The 4,600-nt window shown below is 48.6% G+C and carries 8 protein-coding genes and 1 pseudogene; all 9 read right to left on the bottom strand.

The window, feature by feature from the left end:
* Positions 1-480: pseudogene (locus B3180_RS15475) on the bottom strand (metal-dependent hydrolase); the annotation flags it as partial.
* A 15-nt stretch (positions 481-495) separates the two neighbouring features.
* Positions 496-1,218 carry a LytR/AlgR family response regulator transcription factor gene (locus B3180_RS15480; RefSeq protein ID WP_278358548.1) on the bottom strand — a complete coding sequence of 241 codons (723 nt, stop codon included), beginning with the start codon at positions 1,216-1,218 and terminating at the stop codon, positions 496-498.
* Positions 1,194-2,237 (bottom strand): sensor histidine kinase, encoded by a 1,044-nt coding sequence (locus B3180_RS15485; RefSeq protein WP_113908002.1) that lies wholly within the window; start codon positions 2,235-2,237, stop codon positions 1,194-1,196. Before B3180_RS15485 ends, B3180_RS15480 begins: the two co-directional genes overlap by 25 nt.
* Positions 2,238-2,457: 220 nt before the next feature.
* Positions 2,458-2,589, bottom strand: a complete 132-nt coding sequence (locus B3180_RS15490; protein WP_278358547.1) for a DUF2442 domain-containing protein — start codon at positions 2,587-2,589, stop codon at positions 2,458-2,460.
* Between the two features lie 14 nt (positions 2,590-2,603).
* The gene (locus B3180_RS15495) at positions 2,604-2,675 is read right to left on the bottom strand and encodes a hypothetical protein (RefSeq protein WP_339616526.1); all 72 of its coding nucleotides are present in this window, start codon (positions 2,673-2,675) and stop codon (positions 2,604-2,606) included.
* A 91-nt stretch (positions 2,676-2,766) separates the two neighbouring features.
* Positions 2,767-3,081 (bottom strand): HigA family addiction module antitoxin, encoded by a 315-nt coding sequence (locus tag B3180_RS15500; protein ID WP_278358546.1) that lies wholly within the window; start codon positions 3,079-3,081, stop codon positions 2,767-2,769.
* Positions 3,082-3,095: 14 nt separating this feature from the next.
* Positions 3,096-3,377 carry a type II toxin-antitoxin system RelE/ParE family toxin gene (locus B3180_RS15505; RefSeq protein ID WP_278358545.1) on the bottom strand — a complete coding sequence of 94 codons (282 nt, stop codon included), beginning with the start codon at positions 3,375-3,377 and terminating at the stop codon, positions 3,096-3,098.
* A 160-nt stretch (positions 3,378-3,537) separates the two neighbouring features.
* Positions 3,538-4,017, bottom strand: a complete 480-nt coding sequence (locus B3180_RS15510; RefSeq protein WP_217667590.1) for a hypothetical protein — start codon at positions 4,015-4,017, stop codon at positions 3,538-3,540.
* A gap of 99 nt (positions 4,018-4,116) precedes the next feature.
* Entirely contained in the window at positions 4,117-4,485 is a 369-nt protein-coding gene (locus B3180_RS15515; protein WP_278358544.1) for a DUF2513 domain-containing protein, read from the bottom strand.
* Between the last annotated feature and the right edge of the window lie 115 nt (positions 4,486-4,600).

Consider the following 4,600-nt stretch of genomic DNA (forward strand, 5'->3'; position numbering starts at 1 on the left):
GCGGGTATCACCAAAATCACAATGACCCGTTGGCACGGTAAAGCATGGACCGGCGGCAAACACCTGGGCTTCGTCTCTCGCCTCATGGTGCTTGGCATTGCGGTAACCTAGTATGTCCTCTTCCACGCTGTATAAATCAAGCCAACCGTGCACGCCCGCATATAACATGGCATTGGCGGTACCACGGATGCCAATGTACTGATAATCGCTGCGATCCAGTGAAGAATTGCCCATGCTGTGCGAGTGCATGTCGATGAAGGCCGGCATAATGACTTGCCCTTGCCCATCACGAACATCGTCATGGGTTAATTCCTGACTAGCCGCTACCACCTGCTTGATCAGACCGTTTTCAACTTCAACGCTTACCGGTAATAACTGACGCTGTTCGAAGTCGGGTAGTAAGACGTTCTCTAGCACAAAGCTTTCGGCAACCGCCGGTTTGGCTAATAAAAATGCGAGCAGTAACCATAACTTGTTCATTGGCTTTCCTTTGATCTAAAGGTTCAGGTAGTTTTTAAGTGCGAGTGCACCGCGGCGACTGGTGGTAACACTGTCGGGGATGTCGTCGAATCGCAGCAACATGGCACCGCTTTGCCATTTCTCCAATTGGCTAACATGATCGGTATTGACGATGCAGTTTCTATGCACTCGTAAAAACGAACGGGGTAAGTCACTGACTATCGACTCTAGGCTTGCGTTCAGGTGGTAGCTACGATCAGCGCACCTAGCCATCACCATGCCCTGCTGCGTGCTGATAAAGTGAATCGCACTGGTTTGCAGCACGTGCACCTTGTCACCGACCTTTGCCATCAGTGGCTTGCTGGGTTCGGCGGAGATTGCCGTGTTATTGATAACGGCGCGATCAAGCGCCTGGCGCAAACGGTTGAGATCAAAGGGCTTGAGTAAATAATCCAGCGCCTGCTTCTCAAAAGCTTTGACCGCGTATTGATTGTACGCCGTGGTAAAGATGACATGACACGGCTGTTCGATTGCGGCCAGAACATCAAAACCAGACAACTCACCAAGTTCAATATCAAGCAACACCACATCGGGTTTTAGGGCGTTTATTTGCTCAATGGCATAAGTTGCAGTGGAGCACTCAGCGATCACTTGTACCTCATGCAACTTCGCTAACTGACTGGTTAGCTTGGCTCGAGCGGGCGCCTCGTCCTCGACAATAATGACGCGCAGTCTTAGATTGGTAGCGTTATTGTGCACACCGCACCTCCCGGTTCCGGTGCCTGGTTACTTGGACTTCGACTTGGCGTGCTATTCGTCAGTAAAAGCGCACCGCCAACAAGCCCGACGCGCTGATTAACGAGGTTTAACCCCTGACCTTGGCTGCTTTTGCCTTCAAGTACCGAGGTTTTGAAGCCTTGCCCGTTATCCTCTACCGTAAACACAAGCTGCTCTTGTGCTTGGCTCTGTTCTTTCGTAATGCCAATACGAAGCAGGATAGGCCGACGTTTGACGTGTTTCATCACGTTTTCAATGAGCGGTTGCAATAATAAGGGCGGCACTTGGTAGTTCTCAGTGGCTAGACCTTCCTCAAGCTGCCAATCAACCTGCAAGTTATCGCCAAATCGCGCCTGTTCAATGCTTAAGTAGGTCTGACAAACCGCTAGTTCTTGCTCAAGTGACACCGAACGAGATTGCTGATCAACGGAATAGCGAAGAATGTCGGCCAGCTTATGCAGCACATCGTCTGCTTGGTCGGGCGATTGGTGTATCAAGGCTGAAATGGTATTGAGAGAATTGAATAGAAAATGGGGATTCAGCCGACTCGTCAAGTCAGCCCATTGCGCTTCTTTGCGCAGGCGCTTTTCGTTGACGTAGCGGCCATAGAGCAAGTAAAGATGCGTCATGGCAAAGATAAACACGCCCCACAAAAATGCCGACAACAGCCGTTCGGGCCAGGCAAACTGATAATCAGGAAAAAACAGCTGGTGTAGGTGATAGACCAAGGTTGCACCTGCAAACATCAGTGCCACGAAGGCAACGCCTTGCGGTACCACTGACAAACGAGCAACTAATCCTATCTTCTGTAGTGCGTAAAATAACCAAAACGGGCCAACGTAGAAGCACACTAACCAAATCGGCAAGCTCCGCGCCACGATCCCAAGGTCGAATTGCTCATACTGCGCCCATTCGATACTGGCGGGAATCAAGTACAACACCGTCAGGATCGCGGAGATGGCCAGCTTTTCTTTTATGTTGAATTGGAAGGTTATCGGCATACCGCACTGCTTTCACTTGGACAAATCAATTGCCAGCTAAGTTAGCGCAGCCCCTACCCAGATACAATCAAGGAATGTGTGAACGGTCGGAATTTGAGTGTGAGTGGTATTTTTTATGTGATAGTAGGTTTTTACGCGTTTAAAGGCTTGCGGTGACCAAACAATCTTCATCGCGTAGGTTTACTAAGAAGCTATCGCAGGGGCGCAGCTTATCGACTTATTATCTTCTTCCATGGTTACCTAGGAGAATACCGTTCACACTCAGGTCTTCATCCAACTGGGGCCAATGAATTCCCTCTCCATCACCAAGTATTTCCCAGTCCTTTAGCTGAGATTCTGTCGCCCGGGACAATGACGGGAACCACGTCAGTGGAACTGAAATAGGGCTACTGGTTTTAACCAGAACTTAGCAAGCATCCTCTCGCGTTGAATATGTATGTGGGCCGGCTCCGCATTCTCATTACTGTAAAAAAGAAACGATAACGCCCGCCGTCATGCCACAAGGGTTGGCATCCGGTACATGGCATGGTTATGCAGCATGTAGTGGCTTAATTCGATCCACTTCTTCCTTGACCGACTGAGCGGCCGTCCAAAGATCAACAGATCGCTGCGCATTCAGCCAGAATTCTGGTGAATTACCAAACAAACGGGCAAGCCTGAGTGCCATTTCAGGACTGACAGCACGACGTTCGCGCAGTAATTCATTAACTGACTGGCGAGAAACCCCCAGAGATTCAGCCAACCCGGAAACGGACAGGCCATAGTCCGGAAGGAAATCCTCCCTCAGCATCTCGCCAGGATGAGTCGGCTTGCGCTGCATGCCGGCAGTATTAGGAATAGCCATAGTCATCACCTCACTCAGTGGTAGTCACACACTTCGACTTCATACGCGTCGCCATCTTCAAAACGAAAACAGATACGCCACTGATCATTTATTGAAATTGCGTGCTGCCCTTGCCTATTTCCCGCCAGAGGGTGAAGGCGATTGCCAGGCGGCACTTTCAAATCCTCCAGCTGCACCGCCAGATCCACGTATTCGAGTTTTCTAGCGGCTCTCGGAGCAACATCCGCAGGAAATCTCTTTGACTTGCCCTTGGAGTAGAGTTCTTGAGTTCGTTTGTCAGCAAAGGATTTGCTCATGAAACAAAGTGTATTGCGTCACGTGACACTTGTCAATAAGGCGTGAGACTGACTGCATAACGCCCGCGTTCAGCCGCGGCCAAAGCTGGGTGGCTTTTGTGGTATAAGCGCAGCGACCACAAAAGGCGCACAGCTTTGGACGTCGCGCTGCAACACCTTGTTATGTTGTGGGGACACCATAGAATGCCTCTGATGCTTCCTCCTTAATATTATCAAATTCTTCCTTAGTTATTTTACCCGATTCGAGCTCTGATTTTGCTTTTGAAATTTTGGCACGATACTTCATTTCCAAAACTGCCAAAATGTACCCATACTTTTCCCTGGTTATTCGATCAGCACTTAGCTCTTTGAGTGCCAATGCTTCATTCCAGGTTTTTCCAGAAGGTGCCTCAGGTATTGAAAAATCCTTAGAAGATAAGTTCGAATCACCTAATAAGTAGCCTTGCTCTATTGCTCTTTGCGCACATTTAAAATTGTAAAAATCAACCATATGCGATGCTGCACGCCAGTCGATAAATGCATGACGACAAACTTTAATTAAATCTGGGTCGTTAGCGTGCGCCAATTTTACACTTTTCATCGAACAGGCTGATAGGCTGCTGATGATTAACACGTAAAATATACTCTTAATTAGTTTCATTTTTATGCGATCCAGTAAACAACATAACGCCCGGCGCAGCGGGCAAATTGGAGCGAGGAACGAGCGGAAATTTGGTCCGCCTGGCGCCGCTTGTTAAATTTAAAGCCCAACAGCAACTCTTGATGCATTAATTGCTAGCTCCTTCAGAATTGAGAAAGGAATCTCACTGATAGACCCCCCAACCTTGTCCTTGATGCTACTTAACACTCCCTCTCCTCTCAGAGCATCTAGAAATTCGTGCCCTTGCCATGTAAGACCAAAGGGGTAAACCGTAATTATTCTGGTTTTGGTTGTTGTTGAATACGAAGCCTCTGCATCCAGAAGTCCAGCTTCAAACATTCTACGCAGGTGATATTGCACTTGGCGCTCATCGTACTCTGGAATAGCGACATTCTGATCTATTCCAATTTCTTCCCTTTCCTCAAAATACTTCAGGAGCTCAACGACAAGATTCATGTCTCGTTTCATGCTCTCCCCCTTCCTGAAATTTAACGCCCAAATTTAGCGCGGAAAGCCTCGGAGCGGGTTGACGTCGCAGCCAGCGCCGTTTGCTGGCGATAAAATTTGTTTGTTATGCTCACAA

The sequence above is a fragment of the Idiomarina sp. UBA4206 genome, assembly GCF_002383015.1.
In the GTDB taxonomy this organism is placed as follows: domain Bacteria; phylum Pseudomonadota; class Gammaproteobacteria; order Enterobacterales; family Alteromonadaceae; genus Idiomarina; species Idiomarina abyssalis.

Bases quoted from the DNA above. Each gene is read 5' to 3' on its own strand.
- B3180_RS15485 (WP_113908002.1), bottom strand. From the start codon at position 2,237: ATGCCGATAACCTTCCAATTCAACATAAAAGAAAAGCTGGCCATCTCC.
- B3180_RS15500 (WP_278358546.1), bottom strand. From the start codon at position 3,081: ATGGCTATTCCTAATACTGCCGGCATGCAGCGCAAGCCGACTCATCCT.
- B3180_RS15505 (WP_278358545.1), bottom strand. From the start codon at position 3,377: ATGAGCAAATCCTTTGCTGACAAACGAACTCAAGAACTCTACTCCAAG.
- B3180_RS15510 (WP_217667590.1), bottom strand. From the start codon at position 4,017: ATGAAACTAATTAAGAGTATATTTTACGTGTTAATCATCAGCAGCCTA.
- B3180_RS15515 (WP_278358544.1), bottom strand. From the start codon at position 4,485: ATGAAACGAGACATGAATCTTGTCGTTGAGCTCCTGAAGTATTTTGAG.